16 protein-coding genes are annotated in these 19,226 nt (G+C 45.4%); 9 read left to right on the forward strand and 7 right to left on the reverse strand.

Translation table 11 applies throughout. From position 1 onward, the window contains the following. Positions 1-397: 397 nt before the first annotated feature. The 4 genes from QUB77_RS06780 to cobT all read left to right on the forward strand — a co-directional run bounded on the left by QUB77_RS06780 (position 398) and on the right by cobT (position 3,960). Positions 398-1,111, forward strand: coding sequence for a Crp/Fnr family transcriptional regulator (locus tag QUB77_RS06780; RefSeq protein ID WP_015176662.1), 714 nt, complete (start codon positions 398-400; stop codon positions 1,109-1,111). Positions 1,112-1,201: 90 nt separating this feature from the next. Beyond that, on the forward strand, positions 1,202-1,699 hold the full coding sequence (locus QUB77_RS06785; RefSeq protein ID WP_333174669.1) for a universal stress protein: 498 nt from the start codon (positions 1,202-1,204) through the stop codon (positions 1,697-1,699). Positions 1,700-2,024: 325 nt separating this feature from the next. Continuing rightward, a complete protein-coding gene (locus tag QUB77_RS06790; protein WP_333174667.1) occupies positions 2,025-2,780 on the forward strand; it encodes a DUF2232 domain-containing protein in 756 nt (251 codons plus the stop codon). Positions 2,781-2,853: 73 nt separating this feature from the next. Continuing rightward, positions 2,854-3,960, forward strand: a complete 1,107-nt coding sequence (gene cobT, locus QUB77_RS06795) for a nicotinate mononucleotide-dependent phosphoribosyltransferase CobT (protein WP_333174664.1) — start codon at positions 2,854-2,856, stop codon at positions 3,958-3,960. Between the two features lie 283 nt (positions 3,961-4,243). Here the strand turns inward: cobT and QUB77_RS06800 are convergent, their stop codons facing one another. Beyond that, the gene (locus tag QUB77_RS06800; RefSeq protein WP_333174661.1) at positions 4,244-4,642 is read right to left on the reverse strand and encodes a hypothetical protein; all 399 of its coding nucleotides are present in this window, start codon (positions 4,640-4,642) and stop codon (positions 4,244-4,246) included. Between the two features lie 664 nt (positions 4,643-5,306). Between QUB77_RS06800 and QUB77_RS06805 the strand changes: the two genes are divergently transcribed. From QUB77_RS06805 to QUB77_RS06815, 3 genes are read left to right on the forward strand one after another with little or no spacing between them, the layout of a single operon-like run. Beyond that, entirely contained in the window at positions 5,307-5,447 is a 141-nt protein-coding gene (locus QUB77_RS06805) for a hypothetical protein (RefSeq protein WP_333174658.1), read from the forward strand. Then, the gene (locus QUB77_RS06810) at positions 5,429-5,548 is read left to right on the forward strand and encodes a hypothetical protein (RefSeq protein WP_333174654.1); all 120 of its coding nucleotides are present in this window, start codon (positions 5,429-5,431) and stop codon (positions 5,546-5,548) included. The genes QUB77_RS06805 and QUB77_RS06810 overlap by 19 nt, the downstream gene beginning before the upstream one ends. Then, entirely contained in the window at positions 5,545-6,654 is a 1,110-nt protein-coding gene (locus QUB77_RS06815; RefSeq protein WP_333174651.1) for an extracellular solute-binding protein, read from the forward strand. The genes QUB77_RS06810 and QUB77_RS06815 overlap by 4 nt, the downstream gene beginning before the upstream one ends. 171 nt (positions 6,655-6,825) lie before the next feature. On the opposite strand, the gene QUB77_RS06820 is transcribed toward QUB77_RS06815, so the two are convergent. From QUB77_RS06820 to QUB77_RS06840, 5 genes are all read right to left on the reverse strand, one after another. Continuing rightward, a complete protein-coding gene (locus tag QUB77_RS06820; protein WP_333174649.1) occupies positions 6,826-7,662 on the reverse strand; it encodes a DUF1963 domain-containing protein in 837 nt (278 codons plus the stop codon). A gap of 104 nt (positions 7,663-7,766) precedes the next feature. Then, positions 7,767-8,297 carry a hypothetical protein gene (locus QUB77_RS06825; protein ID WP_333174647.1) on the reverse strand — a complete coding sequence of 177 codons (531 nt, stop codon included), beginning with the start codon at positions 8,295-8,297 and terminating at the stop codon, positions 7,767-7,769. A 300-nt stretch (positions 8,298-8,597) separates the two neighbouring features. Continuing rightward, positions 8,598-11,819 carry a PAS domain-containing protein gene (locus tag QUB77_RS06830; RefSeq protein ID WP_333174644.1) on the reverse strand — a complete coding sequence of 1,074 codons (3,222 nt, stop codon included), beginning with the start codon at positions 11,817-11,819 and terminating at the stop codon, positions 8,598-8,600. Positions 11,820-12,502: 683 nt separating this feature from the next. After that, positions 12,503-13,633 (reverse strand): aldo/keto reductase, encoded by a 1,131-nt coding sequence (locus QUB77_RS06835; protein ID WP_333174642.1) that lies wholly within the window; start codon positions 13,631-13,633, stop codon positions 12,503-12,505. Positions 13,634-13,638: 5 nt separating this feature from the next. Continuing rightward, positions 13,639-14,145 (reverse strand): bifunctional nuclease family protein, encoded by a 507-nt coding sequence (locus QUB77_RS06840; protein ID WP_006635481.1) that lies wholly within the window; start codon positions 14,143-14,145, stop codon positions 13,639-13,641. Between the two features lie 395 nt (positions 14,146-14,540). On the opposite strand from QUB77_RS06840, the gene ribE reads away from it, so the two are divergent. Further along, entirely contained in the window at positions 14,541-15,254 is a 714-nt protein-coding gene (gene ribE / locus QUB77_RS06845) for a riboflavin synthase (protein ID WP_333174639.1), read from the forward strand. 291 nt (positions 15,255-15,545) lie between these two features. Next, positions 15,546-16,736: a glycosyltransferase family 2 protein gene (locus QUB77_RS06850; protein ID WP_333174637.1), complete on the forward strand. Its 1,191-nt coding sequence runs from the start codon at positions 15,546-15,548 to the stop codon at positions 16,734-16,736. 50 nt (positions 16,737-16,786) lie between these two features. On the opposite strand, the gene QUB77_RS06855 is transcribed toward QUB77_RS06850, so the two are convergent. Beyond that, entirely contained in the window at positions 16,787-19,159 is a 2,373-nt protein-coding gene (locus QUB77_RS06855; protein ID WP_333174636.1) for a hypothetical protein, read from the reverse strand. Positions 19,160-19,226: the final 67 nt, after the last annotated feature.

Here is a 19,226-nt window from a genome sequence, read left to right on the forward strand (position 1 = left end):
GTACTCGTGGATTCTGCCTTCTCGACAGCAGGGCAGAGTGACAACAAATCTCTCAGCAGTGTTAAGCTTGTCTTCGCGAAGTGCTTGTCTTCGGTAATTTGATCGGCTCAGTCGTTTGCCACATTGCTAAAATTTTATTAATAAAATTTGCTCAGTGGTATATATCTAAAAAATTATGGTATATTCTTTAGTTTCTAGCTCCCAATCAGAGCTTGAGGCTATTAATTCCCATATTGAGCCTTTGACCGCAAAACTTTAGAGGTAAAATTTCCGATTTTAGATCCTTGATTTTAGCTCCTTGTTTCTCAAATCTTGAATCTCAAATCGAATGACTCGGCTGCAAGCTATTTGTAACTGCCCAGCGCAGCTCAAGCGCATAAATTAAAATGATGGCCTCATGGAAGACCGCTTTAACACCCGAGATCCGAATTCTAATATAAATCAATTGATAGTTTCTACTCCTTTTTTTGCAGGATTACCCGATCCTGTAATCGAGAGAGCAACTGTCCACATCGTTACCCGCAGTCATCCGTCAAATCAAGTGATTTTACTCGAAAATGACTGGGGAACATCAGTGTATTTTATATTGGATGGTTGGGTGAAAATTCGCACCTACAACCTAGACGGAAAAGAAGTAACACTGAATATTTTAGGGAAAGGAGAATTATTCGGGGAAATGGCCGCGATCGAAGAAGCACCGCGATCGACAGATGTGATCACCCTAGCCCCGACACTGATCGGCAATATGCCATCTCAGGATTTTGTGCAGCTCATTCATACCGAGCCGCTAGCAGGCATTCGCCTAGCTCAACTGATGGCGCGTCGCCTGCGACAAGTCAACCGCCGCCTGCGTTTGCGAGAGTCGGACAGTACCTCGCGAGTAGCAGATATTCTATTATTCTTGGCAGAGGGGCAAGGCAAAAAAATCATGGAAACAGGAGGTACAGAAATACCGAACCTGCCACACAGAGAATTGAGCAGCCTCAGCGGGCTGGCTCGCGAAACAGTAACGCGAGTGCTCAGCAAGCTGGAAAAAAAAGGAACTATTCAGCGCGAACGTGACGTTTTGTGCATTCCCGACCTGCACGCCTTAGAGCGTCTGTTAGTCTAGAAGTATCAGAGTTTGCTTTTATTGAATCTAATTTAAAAGCACTCTCTGTTAACTAACTGATATTAATGATTTCCCGCAGGAGGTAAAGCTGTGAGTTTTAAGAAAATTTTCGCCGCCTTAGATGATTCTGAACTCGGCCACCGCGTCTTCACTCAAGCTTTAGAATTAGCTCTGAGCGATCGCGCCCAGGTGATGCTATTTAACTGCGTTACTGTGAGCACGGTGGGTCAGACAGCAGTGCCCATTCCGGTAGATTTGGGCATGAATGTCGAGTTAATGGATCAAGCTTACCAAGCTCAACGTTCGCGGCTGGAAAGCGAGGTAAAACAGGCTTCGGGTTTGCTGAAAAATTACTGCGACGCCGCAGCAAACAAAGGATTGCAGGTGGAATTTGACTGCAAAATGGACGGCGATCCGGGGCGTTGTATCTGTGAATCCGCCGAAAATTGGGGCGCCGATTTAATAGTGTTGGGAAGGCGTGGCCGCACGGGGTTCGCAGAAGCTTTCCTCGGCAGCGTCAGCAATTATGTCGTTCACCACGCATCTTGTTCGGTTTTGGTAATCCAGGAAGTCAAAATCGAAAAATAATGCTGCTGAAAATTTGGGCTGAGAAAATCCATCTAAAATAAGACTTGTGTTCCTACCTAAACCCGGTTTCTGCGAGCAATATTAAATTTGGCGGCGAGGCATCCAAACACTGAAACCGGGAATCAGCCGTATCGGGCGCAGATTCCGTAAAATCTAAAATCTAAAATCTAAAATCTAAAATCGGGAATCAGCCGTATCGGGCGCCTATCCCGTAAAATCTAAAATCGCCAAATCGCCAAATCGCCAAATCGCCAAATCGGGAATCAGCCGTATCGGGCGCAAGTCCCGTAAAATCTAAAATCTAAAATCTAAAATCTAAAATCGGATGAGTGATTTTTTGTCAGCAGATGCTGCGTCTAATTCGGGTAGTTCACCCAATACAAATAACGAGCCACCAACCGCCGATATTTCAGCAATGGCTGGCGATCGCACCAATCGAGATCCGGGGAAGCGCGCCTCTGGGGAAGCGCCTTTAAGGCTGGTAGAAACGGCTTTTTTAGCAAGTACGGCTAGCTTAATTTGGCTGGTAAATTATTACTTTCCGCTGGGGCCTTTGCTGCGGGTTTTTTTCCCGATACCCATCGCCCTGGTTTACTTGCGCTGGGGCAACCGAGCCGCTTGGATGGCAGCTTTGGTATCGGGTTTGCTGCTGTCGGTACTGATGGGCCCGACGCGCAGCATTTTATATGTAATTCCTTTTGGAATTATGGGAGTTGCGCTGGGAGGACTTTGGAGGCGCCAAGCGAGTTGGTCACTCTCTATTAGTGTGGGCGCGCTAATTGGTACAGTCGGCTTCTTTTTTCGGTTTTGGCTGCTGTCAGCGTTGGTGGGTCAAGATTTATGGGTTTACGTAACCGCCCAGGTAACAGAGATGGTGGAATGGGTGTTTGTGAAGCTGGGCTGGCTTAATGTACCGAGTTTTAACACAATTGGGGCGATCGCCGCCGGGATGATTTTGGTTAACAATATTGTCTATTTATTTGTAGTACATTTAGTAGCTTTGTTGCTATTAGATCGTTTGGGAAATCCAATTCCGCGGCCGCCAAGCTGGGTGCAAGTTTTGATTGATTATGAAGAGTAGTTATTGGGAATTGTTGACTGTTGACTGTTGACTAACAACTAATAATTAATGACTACTGACTACTGACTAATTTATGATTGGTATTTATACAGAAATTGAACAGGGGCAGCGGTGGATCGATCGCTATCGGGGACGAAAACCGATATTTGCCTGCGTGTTAGGATTTACCGCTACAGGCTTAATTCCGGGGATTTCAGCAGCAGGAGCAACGCCGCACGATCGACAATTTACTTGTTTAGCCGATGCAGAATTTTTGTATAACGGCCCCCAACCGTCGCCCAAATATCCTTTGCCACCCCTAGAAGCGGGTGCCTCCCCAGTATTGATATCTCGCGCTGTAGTCGAAGCTTTGGAACTTCCCCTTTACCTATTTAATGCTGGTTTGCCCCTCCCACCTCCCGTACCTGCAATTGATTTGGGCGGCACTCCGGCAAAGTGCCTGATTTCTGGGAATGCTTTAGAACTCGAAACAGTCAAACATTTGCTCGAACAAGGATTAATTTGGGGAGCTAAATTAGCCGCTCAAACTAATGGCAGCTATTTAATTTTAGGAGAGTGCGTAGTTGGGGGAACGACTACTGCTTTGGGCGTGTTAATGGGTTTGGGTATTGCAGCGGCGGGCAAAGTTAATAGTTCTCATCCTCGCTGCAATCACGCTCAAAAATTGGCTGCGGTGACAGCGGGACTTAATAATGCTGAGTGGGAAATTGGCGGACAAAACAGCACTCCCCTGGAATTGTTAGCGGCGGTGGGCGATCCGATGCAAATAGTGGTGGCGGCAATGGCGATCGCCGCGAGTCGGACTTGCGGGGTGCTTCTGGCCGGGGGTACGCAAATGCTGGCAGTGTACGCTTTGATGCAAGCCTTAGCCCGTGAATATGCTATCTTTTGGCGTCCCAAACAAATTGCGGTGGGGACTACGCGCTGGGTAGCCGAAGACCCTACAGGAGACACTATAGGACTCGCTAAAGATATCGGCGGTGTGCCTCTGTTGGCCGCGCAGCTAAGTTTTGCTGGCTCTCGCTACGGGCAATTGCAAGCTTACGATCGCGGCTATGTTAAAGAAGGTGTCGGTGCGGGAGCCTGTGCGATCGCCAGTGGCCTGACTGCAAATTGGACTTCCACTCAACTCCTGCAAGCTGTTGAAGCTTTAGCCTCGCGTTGTGAAATTAAACATTAAGTAGATAGTTATAAGAATCGATGCCAGATTTGTGAACTTCTCTCTTTCTGCTCTTTCTTCTCTCTCTCTGCGTCCTCAGCGCCCTCTGCGGTTTGTAAAAAAATCTTGTTCACCAAAGAAATAGCCTTCCTATTTCTACACAATATCTCGCTTTCATGCAGTATTCTTCCTGTTAATGCCCCGACCCAAAAAACTCTCTGCAATAACTCTATAAGTAGACGAGCATAAATCAACGCAACTTGTATTTGTTTTTGGATTAATGCCCGATCCGCGCTAGCAATATTTAATTAGGCCCGCCTAGATGTTGCGAGTGCATTCTTTTGGAGAGCAACTGTTCTTCCAAGGCGGCAATTCGATTGTAAGCTGCTGTTAGCTGAGCTGTTAAACGCTGGATTTGAATCTCTGCGCTCAGCTCTTTTTCCAAGCTTTGAGAATTCTTGTCGAAGTAGCTGTCATCTAACAGTATGTCTTTGTGTTCGAGGAGGCCGTCGATACTGCTGTAGCTTTGATAGGGCGAGGTTTGGTCATTTCTTAGGGTTCCAGAGCGATCGTTTGTCTGTTGCTGGGTCAGCTTCGTCTCCTGGGAGGACTCCAATAACTTTTCACTGAGGTTTTCTATGAGTTTGTAGAGGGCATCGACTTGTTGGGTCAATACTGTAACTTGCTGGCGGAGCGCTTCCATACAATCATCCTTTGGCTCGTAACTTAATATCTTTACATTTTAGGTAAATCTTTACATAACTTGGATTTATCACTAAATTATTTAATTTTTGACGTAATTGTTGTGATCCTAATCCTGACGGTAGATTTAGGGAACCAGCTTGAAGATAATGGCTCGCCATTGGTGAGTCGATTGGAGATTTTAGATTTTGGGTTTTACATAGTCTTGGACACAGAAACCGGTTGGTTAACCCCCATGCTTCGTTCAAACCTTCAATCTGAGTTAAAACGTCGGGTTTCAGAGAGTCGGATCGCAGAGCGTCCTATTAAATTGACTTCGCTCTCGCCAGTGCTTTCAGGATTCAGAGGAAGGGATTTTTAGTTTGTTTAGTTATTAAGCTGTCGCCGATTTAAAAAGGATTTTTCACTTCGGTTGGGTAAAAGCGTTATCCAACTGCAGATGGCCGCGATCTCGTTGTTTCGTTACATTACAAAATGTAACATAAATGCAGTCGATCGCCCCCGCTGACGAGCGCAACTGGCTCAAAGGAACTTGCAGCACAGAAATTAGGCGTTAAGTTGACGGAGTTTCCGGCATCGGAAAGCTCGATCGACAAGGTAGAAGTTCAGTTGACAGTTGACAGCACGGGTAGCGACCTCTACCTGAAAGTCCGAGGATTGGAGTAATGAATAGTCTTCTTTTAATTTCTCCCGATACGGCTTGGGGCTTTAAACCAATTCTTTCTGGTAAAATTAGGGCAAGAGTCAAACAGACTCAGACCGCAGCAGAACCGAGTACAATGGCTCTGTGTTTGAGGAAGAAATAAGACAAATCGGCGCCAACTACCGGACTCGACAAACAATTATTTCCCGGGCTGCAGAACACAAAACGATCGGTCAATATTTAGAAAAGCGGATTCACAGGTGAAACGAAGGTCTTTGCTATTGGGGGCCGCCACCCTAACTTTAAGTCAATTGGCGGCAGGGTGCGACTCGAAGCCCATTCTCAAAATTCGATCGCTCAAAAACGGTATTCCGGCCCAACTGGTAAGCAAATTTAGCCGCGATGTACAACCGTCTCCGCTTTTGCAGGTAACGCAAGAACCGCAATTAAAAGAATTATTCGCCCTATTGCAGGAGTGGAAACGGGTTCCCAAATCAAAAAATCAAGCTGACTTGGTGATGTTGGGAGATTACTGGCTGACTTTGGCAATTAGGCAAAAATTGATTCAGCCGATCGATCCTGCTAAGTTTGCTAATTGGCCACAATTGCCAGAAAGATGGCAAAAACTCGTCAGACGCAACGATGAGGGTAAATTAGATCCTGAAGGTAAAGTGTGGGCTGCACCTTACCGCTGGGGAAGTACGGTAATTGCTTATCGAACCGACAAATTTAAGACTTTGGGCTGGACTCCCACAGATTGGAAAGACTTGTGGCGATCGGAATTGCGCGATCGAATTTCTTTGCCGGATAGCGCTAGACAAGTTATTGGTTTAACATTAAAAAAACTCGGAAAATCTTACAATACCCAGCAATTAGATCAAGTCCCAAATCTTAAAAAAGAACTTGCAAATCTGCACCAACAAGTTAAACTTTATAGTTCTGACGCTTACCTGCAACCATTAATTTTAGGCGATACTTGGTTGGCAGTAGGTTCCTCTGCGGACTTGCTGCCGCTGCTGCAAACTCAAAAGGATATTGCTTTAGTAGTTCCGGTTTCGGGAACTGCACTTTGGACTGATTTATGGGTAGAACCAGCATCAAAGAAGCCAGTTGCTTTAGTGGAAAAATGGATTGATTTTTGCTTGCAGCCTCGGGTTGCTCCTCAATTATCTTTGCTGGCTAAGGCTAGTTCGCCGATAATTGTCGGTATGAAACCCGAAAATTTGCCGTTGGCTATTCGCACTAATTCTGTGTTGTTGCCGGATGCTAAGATTCTTGCTGCTAGCGACTTTCTGCTGCCTTTGGGGGATGCGGGGATTGCACAATATCGATCGATCTGGCAAGAAATTCGGCAAGTAGTGAGAAGTTAAAATGTAGGGTGCGTCAGTCACCAGCCCACAAGCGCCGAGAAAATCATCAAAACTGACGCACCTTAAACCCTAGAGTTCGTCAGTCACCAGCCTTGTGTGTGTAGCAAAGCAACAAACGCCAGCGAAATAACAAACAAAACAGCAGCGGCGGAAAGTGTTGGTATTTTAATTTTAATAACAATCGTAATTATAAATTACCTGAGAAAAATCTAATTTTTCTAAGTCCTCAGCACGAATCAAAAAGTTACCTACTCCATCATCACCCCAACAAATTTCATTCTCACTAATCATGTGTAAGAGTACAACTTTATGGTCTTGGTATTGCGGACTATACTCACGAGGATCAGTTTGCGTAAAGTAGCCGTATCCCCCTATTTTATGGTGAATGTCGTATAAATTATCATAATACCAATCATGTAATTTGTCATCATCTGCATCCATTACATCAAAAAATTGTTTAAGCTTTTGTTGTCCAAAAAAATTATTAAATTGATAGTCTTCTCGGCAAACCCACTCATTGTCAGGACTAAACTGTAAAGCCAAACATTGTTGCGGATTATTCACGTATTTATAGTTTAAAGGTGAAAATCCCTTAACTTCTTGATTCAACAAAAAAGCAAAATCTGTTTGATAATTATTTGTGTCAATTTCGGGAAAATACAATATTTTAAAATCTTTTTGGTTGTCCAAATTGTCGAAATCCATGCCATAAAAATCTGTGCCACCGATATAAAACTGCAAAATTCCGTGTTTGGGGAAAGGCGCTAAATATGGCACTTGGGCAAAGATTTCCTCAAAATTGAGTTGTGCCAAAAGGTGCATATATTTTCCATCACTATCTTTGGGAAAATCGTAACCTTTCGGCAAGTGAGGCACTCCGCCAAATTTGCTTGACCAGAAATCAGTCGCCTTTCGTTCGTAAGTGATTTTAATAACAGGCTTTTCTGAACTTTCAATTTCTTTACGGAAAGGTTCTAATTCAGCAGGAAGATCAAGGTTGGTTTTCATTTTTTCATACGTATTATAAACGGCGTTTTTCAGCTCAAATGCACGGTGCGTCAGCTCTTGATTTATCCATTATTCATCAAATAACTCGCTGCTGACGCACCCTACTAAAAGCCTTTGAGTTTGCCTCGGAGACCGGGATTTGACAGAGATTCTAAGTCTATTTTACAGCTCAGCCGATCGCCCTTGCACGAATAAACCGCCAAAGCTGTCCCTTGACGGTTGCAAACTCGCACATTGTAACCATAATCGTTGGCGACAGTGCCAAAGCGGTTAACAAACTGATAGCGTTCCATATAATCGAGCAAACTCCAAAGTTGGCGGTTGACTATGAGAATTACCCAAGTATTGCCGGGATCGACAAACCAGCGATCGAGCAATTTGCCGCCATAGAGTTTTTGAGCTAACCACAGACTCGGCACACTTTTTTCGGTTTGCGAAAGCGGCGGCGGCGGGAAATTAGCAGCGCTGCCAGTCGGGCAAGCCGGCTGCTGGGAATATGCCGCAGATTGTCCCCACAGCAAGGCTCCGAGGCACGCAGAACAGGCGATCGGGAACAAAAATAAACTTTTTGTCAAAATGCCGTGTTTGCGGCGATAAACTTGATTTTCGTGGCGCTTTTTGTGGTAATTCATCATATTATTAGACAAGATTGCATAAATCATTCATTGATACAGAAACCGCAGATGTAAGGCAGATAAACACGGATAAACGCAGATAATTTTAAATTACTCGTTACTAGGCTGGAGCCTAGTAACGCAGATCCGGAGGCTCTGCCTCCATGTTTCCAAGCGAGGCAGAGCCTCTAGATTTAGGTTCCCAGGCTCTAGCCTGGGAACCAGTTAATTTTATTATTCTTCAGTCCGCAGAGGCGGACATTGTTTGTATAGTAGCGGTTGCAACCGCCGACTCTTCTTGCTCTTATTTCTGCAAAATTATTAAAATTCCGATCGCCTAAACAATGAAGCAGGCAGACAAGCAGTAAAAGTAGAACCGCAATCTAACTCGCTAGTAACTTCAATATCGCCGCCCATCATCTGACAAAAACGCTGACTGATAGTCAGTCCCAAACCAGTACCGCCGTACTTGCGAGTAGTTGAACTGTCAGCTTGAGTAAAAGGTTGGAATAGTCGCTCTTGCTGCTCTTGTGTCATGCCGATGCCCGTGTCCGTCACTCGGAAAATTAAAAAATCTGCATCCAAAATTAACAGTTGAGCAACTCTCGGTTGATATTTATTTTTTAATTCTTCACTGGTAATTCTTTCGACAGTAAGCACGATCGTCCCATTAGCACAAAATTTAGCAGCATTGCTGAGCAAATTCAGCATTACCTGCCGCACTTTCATCAAATCGCCGTGCATCGCGCCGATATTGTCAGAACTCAATACTTCCAAAGTATTGCCGTTTTTATCCATTAGCGGTTTGATAGTTGTTACCACCTCCTCGATTAAGCCTCCAACATCGAAGCTTTCGAGGTAAATCTCCATCTTGTCAGCTTCAATTTTGGAGATGTCGAGAATGTCCTCAATTAGGCGCAGCAAGTGTTTGCCAGCAGTGCGAATTTTGTCTAAATCCGAGACTACCTCTAAGTTGCCTAACTCTTCGGCATCTTCCACCAGCATATCGCTGTAGCCGATAATCGCATTCAGGGGAGTTCGCAACTCGTGGCTCATGTTTGCCAGAAAAGCACTCTTGGCGCGATTGGCGAGTTCTGCGGCTTCTTTGGCCAACTGCCACGCTTCCTCAGCGTCTTTGCGTTCGGTGATATCTCGCAGTGTCGCCACCACCGCTTCGACGCTGCCGTCTGTCGCACAAACCGGGCTGAGAATGTACTCGTAGTCGCGGGTTCCCCAGCTTGCCGTGGGGACAATTACTTCGCCTTTCACGGGCTCGGCTGTGGTAAATATGCCGTGGCATTCTTGGTGAACTCGCTGCATAATTGTTGGCGACCAGCCTAATTCCTGCCAGTTTTTGCCAATCATTTCTCTGGGGTTCATGCCGGCAGCTTGAGCCGCGGTGCGACTGACATAGGTGTATTTTCCCGATCGATCTACTAGAAAAATTAGGTCAAGAGAAGCGCCGAGAATGCCGTCAACTGTTCGGGCGTGTCGGGCTACCTGAGCGGTCATTTGTCTGACTGTGATGGCGCCGCGGACTCTGGCGGCGAGTTCAAACTGCAAAAGTTCGTTGGCTTGTTTGAGGAATAGGGTGCGCTGTTCGACTTCTATTTCTAGTTCTGCTTTGGCTTTTTCTAGGGTGAGTTCGGCAAGTTTGCGATCGCTCACATCTGTAGAAATTGTACCGACTGCATAAGCTTTACCTTCATAGTTGCAGAGGGGAAATTTCAGAGAAATATAAGTGTGCGGGCCGTCGTCTTGAGGGATGATTTCTTCGAGGGTTAGGGGGGAGGAGGATTCGAGAACTTTCAGGTCATTTTCTCGCAAGGCTCCTGCTTTGTCTTGGGGAAAAATATCGCCATCAGTTTTACCTGTTATTTGCTCTTTGGTGATGTCGAACAAATTGTCAAAATGGCGGTTGGTGAGCAGGTATTTTCCGTCAAGGTCTTTGATGTAAATTACTGCTGTTGAGTTGTCTAAAATCGCTTGCAGCAGTGCTTCGCTCTTTCGCAGGGCTTTTTGAGTGTTTTGGCGAGCGAGTATTTCTGGCTGCAATTCCCAGTTGAGGCGATTTAAGTCTTGCCAAGCTTCCTGGACTAGATTTAAGGCGATCGCGCTTTTTTCTAGTTCTGTATGTACCTGCCGCGACTGGTTTGAGGCGGAGTTTTCGGGCAATTCTATGGGTTGGAAAGCGAGCGGGATGTGGGGATTTGCGATCTCCCGATCGCCCACCAATTTTTTATATCGAAAGTCTACGGCTAATTGACCATCTAAACTCGATTTTTTAGGGAATAAATCGGGGAATTCGCCGAAATTTAAATTGTCATAAATTCGATCAAACTTGCGGGATCGCTGCGGCGGTTCGGCCCTGGAGTTAGATGCCCAATTCCCGTCTGCTGTTGATAAATCTGAGTTAGCGGGTTTGGCAATCCGGCGAGTGACAGCAACTGCCAAGGCGAAGGGGACAACGGCTGCTGCAGACATTGCCAGCAGCCAGTTATTGCCCCACCCAGTTGCGATCGAGGTTTTGGGGATGCCCCGCACTAAAATTGCTGCGGGCTTTCCGGCTAAATTCTCCTGGGATTGGGCAGCTACTGTATAAGTTTGACTGCCTATTTGTACGTTTCCGGCGACTGGTTTGCCGCCGGCGGCGAGTGCAGATTTTAGGAGAGATTTGTCTATCGAATTTAAGTCTGGCAACTGTTTGTCTTTTGTAACTGCTTGCGAACTTGCCAAAACAAATTTGCCGTCAGCCAGCGGTGCGTAGATAGCGTGATATCCGCCGCCCTGTAAATTGAGGGTTTTGGTGCTAGCAACTACCGAAGTTTTGCTGATAATTTTTCCTAATACTAAGGCAGCAATCACTGTCTGAGTTTTTGGATCTTTTACGGGAATTGCTGCGTAGCGGACTAGCACAGGGCGATCGCCCTTTCCGGGCGGCAAAGACTCCAATTGTTTCTGAACTTCTGATTTGGCAATGATTTCGGTGGCAGTAATTGGCTCTTTTGCAGCGAATACTCGATCGACTATTTTTTGCAGGTTAAAACTTTTTCCCTTCTGGTTGGAGTTGACGCTAACCACTATCTGCCTGTTTTTTCCCACTAATGCCGCGCTGTCTATTTCCCCTGTTTTGACTTGATTTTCTAGAATTTGCTTGACAGATTTTTGCAAATCTGATACTTTTTTGCCGCTGTTGTAAGCTAAGGCTGTTTGGACGATCGTTTTGCTGTCAGAGGAGTTTTGCAAACGGTCGGCGGCGCGATCGAGTGGGAGATTGTAGTTAATTTCACTAAGGCTCAGTTCGGACTTAGCTTGATTTTGCAGTTGATTGCTTCCAACTGCTGATGTTAGCCAAAGTGCTGCTGCCGTTAGTCCGACGGGCAAGATTGTTTGTAAAGTCAGCAGTCCGATTAGCTGTTTTCTGGTAACAGATAAGTTGTAGGTACACGGCTTGAAAGCTGCTTTCAATCTTCTTTCGGAAGTCGCAACTTTAGTTTGCTGCAGACAATTTTGCTGGCTGTCGTTTAACTGAGTATGAGCCATAGTAGTAGATACGGGATCGGTTGTAGATGACAGGCGATCAATTAATCGGGAAGGCAATCCATTTTAGATTTTAGATTTTAGATTTTAGACTTGGGCGTGAGCGGTCAGTTGAACGATTTTAGATTTTATATCGAGTTCGGTTAATCACTCATCATCAAAGTGTTGCCTCTCGCCGCCGCCAACCTAGCAAGAAAATGACTGGCGTATTCTCAAAAAAATCGGTTTCTGGCTGTTAATCAGAGTGTGTTATTTAGTTGTTTTTACATATAATACTTTCGGCTCCTATTTAAAGGGTGTTGGGATCATCCAAATGAGTGCTTTCACAGGAGTGTTCGCGGTTAGATGTAGGCTTTGCTGTGCAAGATACTCGCACTCCTCAAAAACGCTTTTTGCAAAATCGGGATGCTCCCAAATAACGCATACAGTCGTAAAACGAAGTAATTTTTCCATCGACTGTATGGTAAATTCAGTTAAACTGAAATGTTGCACCATTATCAATAAGGTTTTTATGGGCGGGCTCTCCTGCCCAACCCCTACTCCCCACAAGAAATTAATTCTTTGTGGAACAGGCATCTTGCCTGTTCTTGAGAATGGTGCAAGATGTAAGGTTAAACCAAAGTTTAGCGTAATTATTGCAAAACTTAGATACGCTCGATCGACCTTTTCCCTGCTTCACCTTTTTTTCAATCCCACAACCGCCTGCCTGCTTTGCCCCCCAGTCGCTGGTGAGTATCTTTGAGCAAAGTTGGGATGTCTAACTCTTCGGGACACCGGGGCAAACATTCGCCGCAATCGGTGCAGCGGTTGCCTTTGCTGCCGGGAAACCAGTGTCCGGCATTTTCAAACATGGCGTAGCGGTATTTGCCAAAGTCAGTCATGTCACACCCGACGGCGAGATTGCGAAGTCGCAATACTTCGGGAATGTTGATGTTTTCCGGGCAAGGCAAACAGGCATAGCACTGGCTGCATTTGTCGGTTTTCAAAGTGGCTGCAATAACCGATTCTAGCCGATCGAACGCAGCGATTTCGGCGTTGGTGAGGGGAAAGTCGCGATCGCAATATTTCAGGGGTTGCTCTAATTCTGTCTCATTTGCAGCCCCCACACTCAAAGTCCCAATCCTAGTATCGCTAAGTAAAAACCGATAGTTTAACTCTAAGGGCGAGAAAGGCGAGCACAATTGTGCGAGAGTTTCCGGGGGCGTGTAGAGTTGCCCTCCTTTATCGGCTGGGGAAATGATGAAAACGCCCATATCTTTGTGCTTGGCGAGTTCAATTGCCGGGGCGTTGCGCTGAAAAAAATAGTAATAATGCAGATTGACAAATTCAAACAAATCTGTATTGATTGCAGCCAAAATCAGATCCAGAGGCCCGTGAGTCGAAAAGCCGACGTGCCGAATGCGACCATCAGCCAGGGCTTTGCGTACAGCTTCCATGCAGCCTGTGGGCGATCGCACAATCGCCAAATGTTCCCAAGTATTCAAACCGTGAATTGCCAGACAATCGATATAGTCTAAATTCAGGCGTTTGAGGGATGCGTCGATGCAGCGTTCCATTGCAGCAGCATCCTCGGTTGGGGAAATTTTCGTAGTGACGTGGAGGCGCGATCGATCGACAGACAAACCAGCCGAAAGGGCCGCGCCAAGATATTCCTCGCTGCAACCGTAACCAGCCGCAGTTTCCAGGTGATTGATTCCCTGAGACACCGCCTGTTGTACAGTCTGACAGGCAGTTTCCTCAGAAGCCAAATAGCGCATGGTTCCCAAGGAAAATACCGACAGGTGCAACTTTGTTTTGCCAAAACGTCGATAGCGCATAAAGGTCAGGAAGTTTCGCCCGGGCTGAAGCCACTTCTCTTGATCAAATCCTCTGGACGGAGGTTTGAGATAAATTCCCGGAAGGCCCGGCGTTCTGCCTCATCAGCATCTCGATCGACAGGTATGGAAGCATCAGCCACGACTTCTTCCATCACCCAGATGGGGCAGTTCGTTCGCAGGGCTAGGGCGATGGCGTCACTAGGTCGGGCATCGATCTCTTTTTTGACTTCTCCCTGACGGACGATCAGCACGGCATAAAACGTGTTATCTTGCAGCGAGTGAATAACTATGCGCTCCAAGGTAAGACTCCATGCCTCTAAAAAATTGACCATCAGATCGTGAGTTAAGGGCCGAGGAGGCTTGTGGCCCTCGATCGCGCTAATAATAGCCTTTGCTTGCTCCTGACCGATATAAATAGGCAAAGCCCGTCGCTCAGTAGCGTCTCTCAATAGGACAATAGGACTGCGCGTGGCTGCATCTAAGGCAATTCCAGCGACTTTCATTTCAATCATTCGATCGGCCTCATAGAATTAAGAAACTGTAAGGCAGTAGAGAACTTGGACATAAAGATCACCTAAATCCAGTATGACTTGATCTTCGCCTGAATCAGCAACAGATCTGGGACTGTCGATTTTAGATTTTAGATTTTAGATTTTCGATTGACTTGGAGGGAGAGGCAGGGCTGTTTCATTCTCTTGTAGGGGCAGCCGCCCGTGGCTGCCCCCATGTCCCAAACGCCTGTGCAGTCGTCTGTGGCGGGCTAGGCACGGGGACACTACCCTACAAAATTCATGTTTTTGGTGAGAATGAAACCGCCCTGGGGGGACAGGGGGACGGTAAAACCTCCTGTCTCTGGTTTGTCCCTATGGTTTGATGTAAATAAGCGATCGACTACGGAAAAATACTTATGTTTACAGGACTAATTCAATCTCTCGGAAAGCTGAAGTCGCTAGGCAACGATTATTTCCAAATTTCCTGCACATCAAACAACTCCTACCCGATTTTACAAGATTTAGCCATTGGGGACAGCGTAGCCGTGGATGGAGTCTGTTTAACGGTAGTGGAAGTTCTGCCGCAAGGTTTTGTCGCCGTCGCTTCCCCAGAAACCCTTCGCCGCACAACTCTGGGCTCATTCCCCGATGCTTTGGTGAACCTAGAAACCTCCCTGCGCGCCGGTAGCAAATTGGGGGGACATTTTGTGACGGGGCACGTAGATGCGATCGGCACTTTAGCGACATCAACCCAAACCGCCAACGCTTGGGAGATGCGGTTTACTGCCCCACCAGCAGCCAATTCGGGATGGCAACGTCAAATCGCACCTTACATCGTTTCCAAGGGCAGTATCGCCGTCAACGGCATCAGCTTAACCGTGGCAGATTGCGATGCTGACGGCAATTGGTTTGAAGTTGCGGTCATTCCCCACAGTTTTGGTGAGACAAACCTCAGCTATTTGCAACCAGGAAGTTTAGTAAACTTAGAAGCAGATATTCTCGGCAAATATGTCGCCAAATTTCTCCGCAGCGGCTCAAAATCCCATCCCGAACCTTGGGAAGAAGACCCCGCAATCAACAGTTTGGGAACAATTACACCCGAATTCTTAGCAGAACACGGATTTATTTAATCAATGAAACAATAAAAATCATTGCTGAACGAAGTAGCTGTGGGCCGGGGAGCATCTCTTTATCATTTAGAATATAACTTTTAGTTGTAGTCTATCAGCATTCTCTTGCTTTGCACAACTCATTGATACGTGCTATATACCATTGACGTTGAACAGAGAAGACGCTACAATTTTTATTAGGGGTTTCTTGGCTATCTCTTCCACCGACTGTGTAAGTCCTGACTGCGACGAGTGTAAGGTAGAGCTGCCAATCTACAAAGAAAAAAAATTGAAAAACCTTGTTAAAAACCAATGCAGCCAGATTCTCAAAAATCTCCCAATTTACCTCTCGTCTCAGTCATTATCCCTGCATACAACGCTGAGCCATTTATTGAAGAAACTCTGAAATCAGTTTTAGCTCAAACTTATCCAGCAATTGAAGTTTTAGTAGTCGATGACGGTTCCCAAGATCGAACCCCTGAAATTGTCGAAAAAATTGGCCAAAAAGATTCTCGCGTCCAGCTTCTGAAACAGCAAAATGCTGGAGTCGCTGCTGCTCGAAACTTAGGAATTCAGAAGTCTAGAGGAGAATATATTGCTCCCATTGATGCCGATGATATTTGGTATCCTGAAAACATAGAAAAACAAGTTCAATGTATGTTGGAGGGAGGGGAAGAAGTAGGGGTCGTGTATTCGTGGACAGTGGACTTGGATGAAAAAGGATTGCTAACAGGAGGATTCCGGTCTTATAGAATTGAAGGTGACGTGTACGGGACCCTAATCTGCCACAACTTTATAGGAAACGCGAGTGCTTCTATGATCCGTCGCAGTTGTTTGGAAAAGGTGGGGGTTTATGACAAGACATTGAAGGAAAGGAATGCTCAAGGCTGTGAAGACTGGGACTTATACCTGCGGATAGCAGAGATTTATCAATTTCGAGCCGTGCCGGAATTTTTAATTGGCTATCGCAGGATGTATAACACTATGTCTACCAACTATACGACAATGGCGAATTCTCAATCTTTGATGCTGCAAGCTGCCAAGCAACGGCATCCCGAAATTCCCGATTTCCTGCACCGATTATCTACCAGTAATTTTTTGCTGTACTTAGCGAATCAAAGCAGCCGCAACGGCCGCGATCGCACCGCGCTCTTTTGGTTATTCCAAGCTTTAAAAACTGAGTGCATCTCACCCTTATTACGTTCTGGCTTTTACATAGTATTGGGAAAGAGCCTTGTAAACCTATTATCCCAGTCTGGGAAACATCAGGATGCTCTAGATGCACCTGTGAGAGTAGAAGATACGCCATCCTCTGATCAGCAACTGATCGGCCGGGAGGTGTTGGTAGAGATCCGGCGCAAAAAGATCGAATTAATGGTAACGATAGGGAACATTTTTCACCGCTCAATTTCCCTGCTTGTCAAGCGAAATCGAACAAATATTGACACGATTCCTCAAGTGAAGATTAGCGCCACGCCGCCGACAAAAGCAGAGTTGTCTTAAGGCTATTAAAACTTAACTACTCACCGCCACTGCGTTGCTGTGAGTAGTTACTACTTTTTCAAGCGATACAGCACCGACTCAGTATTAAAATCTTTTCCGAAAACCGGTTGCAGCGGGCCTTGGGCACTTGTCAGCCAAGATAGAGCTTTCCTAGTAGCTGCGTTTGTCCCAGTCAGGGGTCCGAATCCCACAGTCCTAATTTTATTTTGCCGAAGGTTGTCAATCCATGCCGAAAGTCGATCGCCTCTAAACGGCACATATAAAACTTGCCTGTCCCAATTTCTCCCGTAAAATAGGTAGCTGCGCGAACTTAAAAAGAACCCTATTTTTTCATCAGCTACTGTATTTTTGTCAATATATTCGTAAATACCACGATACAGTTCTGTGCGTGCAATTTCTCGCTTTTCCCTCCAATGACCAATTACTATCAATCCTATACAGACACCAATTATCACTATGTAAATGGATTTTTTGCGGGTGGGAAATAGATGATTCAGCCATCCTAAACCAGGATGGATTTTCCACAATATCGCAGCCAGCGTCACACACACAATATAAAAGATCGGATCTGGTAATATATCTGGCCAACTAGGAGCTAATATTTTCCAGATACTATTAATAGCTTCTATTGGGTTAGACTTAAAATTGTCAATTAACAAACTCCCCCAAACAATACTATCTCCGGTGAAAGAAGCATTTTTAATATAATCAAAAATTGTGTTGCTAGTAATTCCGCAAAAACCACTAATCAAAACCACTGCCAGAACAAGTTGATTTTGAGTTTTCAAGAGAGTTGCTGTAGCTGCTGCTGCGATGGCGAGTAAGCTTAAAAAGGGAAATCCATATCTGAGGTTAAAACCGAGTAGAGGGCTAAGTTGACCGATCGACTCTCCCGCAGTACCGGACGTGTAAGGTGTAATTAAATACAAAACTCCGGTGCTGGCGAGAACTACAATTAAAATGATATTATTTTGATTAATTATTCTGGTTTTACCTTTGCTCAAAGCCAAAGGTGCTGCCAATACCTGAAAGGCGATCGCCAGAAAGGGCAGTTGCAACCTAATGATAATTTGTAAGCCGACAGTTTGCCAGTGGGAAATATTGCTGGGATTAAATTGAGCTGCTAAAGTGCTTTGCCAAATCTTTAGAAGTGACGAAGCGGGCGGCTGCTGTACCGGAGGTGTTGCCCCAGGTACGGGAGACGGTAAGGAAACAGGCTCTAAGGGAATTTTAATATCGCCGACTTCGGTGACAGGGTAATTGATTTGCAGCAAGTTTCTCGCATACCAAAAACCTCCTAAAAGCAAGCAACAAGCTACGCCGCACAGCAAGACTGGTTTGAGAAAGTGGCGAATTCTAAATTTAGCTGATGTGGAATTTTTATTAACCGCGAATCTTTTAATTTCTAATATTGCTAATCCTCCTAAAAGTGAGGCTGCATAGACTATCCCAGTGATTTTTATTCCGGCTAGCATTCCTACGGCTGCCAAAAATAGGGATAGTTCAGATTGCGATCGGCTGCTATGATAGGATAAACCTAGATACAAACCCACTGTAAATATGGCAGCTAGCGGTAAGTCTGGGTGAATCGTGTTAACTTGGTTGAGCATCATCGGTACTGTCAATACTAAAGATGCTGCTGCCATACCGTGAATTCGGGTTGCTCCAAATTTTATGCTCAAGAGATAGACGGCAATTCCCTCAAGTAACCACGCAATTAGCAGGGGAAAAGCTGCGAGAAAGTCTTCTTTGAATGGGATTACACACAAAGCAGATAAAACGTGCCAATTGTACGGATATACTTTAGCTTGTTCGTGATCGAAAATCCAATTTCCGGCGGCATCTAATAATGTAAATGAATGGGTTTGATACCATCGGGCGATCGCAGGCAGGTGAAACCACAATGAATCATAATTGGTTGTGGGTTTGCTTGCGAGAGTTTGTAACAGCAAAAATCCTGCAACAGCGGTGGCAAAAATAATTAGGAATTCGGATAATCCCAGAGGTTGCTTGAGTTGGGGAATCTGCCAATCGGAGAAGGTAAAAGTTTTGTGGCTTTTTGTATAAATCAGGATGAAGCCGATCGCACCAATCAATATTTCTGCTATAATCACCGCAACAATATTTAGGCGATCGGCACTTCCTAAAATCAAGCCCATACAAACTTGTGCAATACTCCATCCCGTCAGGAGTACAAGGAGAAAATGGGGAAATGAATAGTTATTGTTTTCTTTCTGATTTTCAAAGGCAAGAGACAAGCTTAAGGGAATCGGCCCGACTAGAATAATCAGAAATAAAATTAATTCCCACAAATTCTGCGCTATTAGCATAAGCTGCAAGTTACCATTTTTTATCAAATTTTCCTCCTTACCCGAAAAAGCCTGGTAACGAGGAAAATCAACGAGTTCGCGTGCTCGTTGCACAAAACATAAATTTTCTTGTGGGGTGGGCTTTTCGACCGTTCCACAAGAAAATTAATCTAGCCAATCC

The sequence above is a fragment of the Microcoleus sp. AT9b-C3 genome, from assembly GCF_036705485.1.
Taxonomy (GTDB): Bacteria; Cyanobacteriota; Cyanobacteriia; order Cyanobacteriales; family Microcoleaceae; genus Microcoleus.

Excerpts from the sequence above, each read along its gene's own strand:
- ribE (WP_333174639.1), top strand. The coding sequence starts at position 14,541 with ATGTTTACAGGACTAATTCAATCTCTCGGAAAGCTGAAGTCGCTAGGC.
- QUB77_RS06800 (WP_333174661.1), bottom strand. The coding sequence starts at position 4,642 with ATGGAAGCGCTCCGCCAGCAAGTTACAGTATTGACCCAACAAGTCGAT.
- QUB77_RS06805 (WP_333174658.1), top strand. The coding sequence starts at position 5,307 with ATGAATAGTCTTCTTTTAATTTCTCCCGATACGGCTTGGGGCTTTAAA.
- QUB77_RS06780 (WP_015176662.1), top strand. The coding sequence starts at position 398 with ATGGAAGACCGCTTTAACACCCGAGATCCGAATTCTAATATAAATCAA.
- QUB77_RS06850 (WP_333174637.1), top strand. The coding sequence starts at position 15,546 with ATGCAGCCAGATTCTCAAAAATCTCCCAATTTACCTCTCGTCTCAGTC.
- QUB77_RS06840 (WP_006635481.1), bottom strand. The coding sequence starts at position 14,145 with ATGATTGAAATGAAAGTCGCTGGAATTGCCTTAGATGCAGCCACGCGC.
- QUB77_RS06825 (WP_333174647.1), bottom strand. The coding sequence starts at position 8,297 with ATGATGAATTACCACAAAAAGCGCCACGAAAATCAAGTTTATCGCCGC.
- QUB77_RS06835 (WP_333174642.1), bottom strand. The coding sequence starts at position 13,633 with ATGCGCTATCGACGTTTTGGCAAAACAAAGTTGCACCTGTCGGTATTT.
- QUB77_RS06790 (WP_333174667.1), top strand. The coding sequence starts at position 2,025 with ATGAGTGATTTTTTGTCAGCAGATGCTGCGTCTAATTCGGGTAGTTCA.
- cobT (WP_333174664.1), top strand. The coding sequence starts at position 2,854 with ATGATTGGTATTTATACAGAAATTGAACAGGGGCAGCGGTGGATCGAT.
- QUB77_RS06820 (WP_333174649.1), bottom strand. The coding sequence starts at position 7,662 with ATGAAAACCAACCTTGATCTTCCTGCTGAATTAGAACCTTTCCGTAAA.
- QUB77_RS06830 (WP_333174644.1), bottom strand. The coding sequence starts at position 11,819 with ATGGCTCATACTCAGTTAAACGACAGCCAGCAAAATTGTCTGCAGCAA.